Below are 744 nucleotides of genomic sequence, written 5' to 3'. Positions count from 1 at the left end.
TAGGGATAACAGAGTCGTCACTCGCAAGAGCACATATCGACCGAGTGGCTTGCTACCTCGATGTCGGTTCCCTCCATCCTGCCCGTGCAGAAGCGGGCAAGGGTGAGGTTGTTCGCCTATTAAAGGAGGTCGTGAGCTGGGTTTAGACCGTCGTGAGACAGGTCGGCTGCTATCTATTGGGGGTGTCATGGTATCTGACGGGAACGTCCGTATAGTACGAGAGGAACTACGGATGGTCGCCACTGGTGTACCGGTTGTCCGAGAGGGCACGTGCCGGGCAGCCACGCGACACGGGGTAAGAGCTGAACGCATCTAAGCTCGAAACCCACCTGGAAAAGAGATACCGCCGAGATCACTCGTAGAAGACGAGATCGATAGACTCGGGGTGTACGCACCGAGGTGACGAGGTGTTTAGCCCGCGAGCACTAACTGATCGAAGCCACCAATCATACCGCATGGACGCACAGACCCGATGAATCGGGTCCAGGCGTTAACTGGATTGCACGTACTATACGGTCGTCCGCATCGTCCCACTGAAAGACAAGCCTTTCACGCCTCGAGCGTCGAGAAGCGTTCGAGACACCGACACTGGAGAATCGCGGTTCGATTCCGCGAGTCGGCGTTAAGGCGGCCACAGCGGCGGGGGTACACCCGTACCCATCCCGAACACGGAAGTTAAGCCCGCCAGCGTTCCGGGGCCTACTTGAGTGCGCGAGCCTCTGGGAGACCCGGTTCGCCGCCTCC

The 744-nt window shown here is 58.9% G+C and carries 2 rRNA genes; both read left to right on the top strand.

From position 1 onward, the window contains the following. Nucleotides 1-449: ribosomal RNA gene (locus MU521_RS21320) — 23S ribosomal RNA — on the top strand; the annotation flags it as partial. Nucleotides 450-623: 174 nt separating this feature from the next. Continuing rightward, nucleotides 624-744 (top strand): 5S ribosomal RNA (gene rrf / locus MU521_RS21315).

Source organism: Halorientalis regularis (assembly GCF_023698535.1).
GTDB lineage: Archaea > Halobacteriota > Halobacteria > Halobacteriales > Haloarculaceae > Halorientalis > Halorientalis regularis.
Note: the sequence above shows the minus strand (reverse complement) of the source record. Positions and strands in the feature narration are given on the sequence as shown.